The organism is Aerococcus sp. L_32 (genome assembly GCF_050689315.1).
Genome location: NZ_JBOEQF010000807.1, coordinates 1 through 831 on the forward strand (window position 1 = coordinate 1; position 831 = coordinate 831).

General features: G+C 39.6%; 1 protein-coding gene. It reads left to right on the forward strand.

From position 1 onward, the window contains the following. On the forward strand, positions 1-765 hold a 765-nt coding region (locus ACRCJ0_RS16620; RefSeq protein WP_431391265.1), incomplete at its 5' end, for a hypothetical protein. Between the last annotated feature and the right edge of the window lie 66 nt (positions 766-831).

The window sequence follows — 831 nt, forward strand, 5'->3', positions numbered from 1 at the left end:
GACCGATTCACACCAAAGAAAAATATTAAAAATTTAAGTATCTATGATGAATTAGACTTATTCCAGTTTATTTACCATAATGAACTAGGTCTAGAATTAGCGCCAACAACGCGCGACTATGCTGGGATGTATGTAGAATATGCAAAAGTGCAAATTCAAGCCAATGAATGGCGTGAAGCGATTGACTCATACCAACAAGCCTTATTATGGAATCCCTATGATGTAGACACTATCTACGCTTTAGCGGAACTATACCAAGAAATGGAACAGTACGGGATGTCTTATCCAACCGTTCTTAATGGCTTGAGTTATTCACTTAGAGTAGAAGACCTAGCTTATGGTTTTGCCTTAATTGGGGACTTCTACTACCATAAAGAAGACTTTGAGAAAGCCTACATGTTATACCATATTTCACTGATGTGGAATGAAAATGATAATGCCAGAGCAGGTTTGGAGGTTTTAGAAGAATTAGACCGCGAGTGGCCAGCAATCCTTGAAGGTAAGGAACAAGAAGCCTTCCTTGACGATCTGGGCTTAAACAACTACCCATCAATGGATATGTTAACTGCTTTAAAAGAAGCAGCATTCCGCTTTAACGAGCACGGCGAATATGAAGCGGCCTATGAATATTTAGCCATTTATGAAGATATTTTAGGCAACGTTGACCCGCAAGTGACGGCAGTTTTAGACCAACTAGAAGCTGACCATCCTGATTTATTGATGGAAGAATTGGACCATGATCACGACCACCACCACCATCATTAAGCCATAAAAATTACAGAGACGAGACCAATTTGAGATTCATATCGGGACTCGTCTTTTTTTTTTTGC